Consider the following 418-nt stretch of genomic DNA (forward strand, 5'->3'; position numbering starts at 1 on the left):
CACTGTAGATCCAACGGATATTACAGGTGATGGTAGTATTACTTCAAGTGATATAGATGTAACCGGTGGAGCAAATTCGACCTTAAACGATGTTAATTTAACGATTGCAGATGACGCCATAACTACAGCTAAAATAGCTGCAGGCGCAGTGGAGTCCTCCGATATTTTGGATGGAACAATAGTAGCTGATGATATAGCCAATGATGCAGTGGCCCTGGAGAAATTGGCCGATGGTACGGCCTCAGGCCAAGTAATGCAATGGGACGGAACCGACTGGATTTTGGTAGATTTAGGCTCTGTGACCGTTACCGAAAATGATGGTATAATCGGAAACGAGGTAACAAACGCGACCGATGGAACTTTAATACGTTCAGGAGCGGGTACTACTGTAAGTCCGTATACATTGGATGTGGCCACG

The 418-nt window shown here is 45.2% G+C and carries 1 protein-coding gene; it reads left to right on the forward strand.

Going from position 1 to position 418, the window contains the following annotated elements:
- On the forward strand, positions 1-418 hold a 418-nt coding region (locus tag MWU82_RS24145; protein ID WP_247098320.1), incomplete at both ends, for a hypothetical protein.

This window comes from Arenibacter sp. S6351L, from assembly GCF_023016025.1.
Classification (GTDB): Bacteria; Bacteroidota; Bacteroidia; order Flavobacteriales; family Flavobacteriaceae; genus Arenibacter; species Arenibacter algicola_B.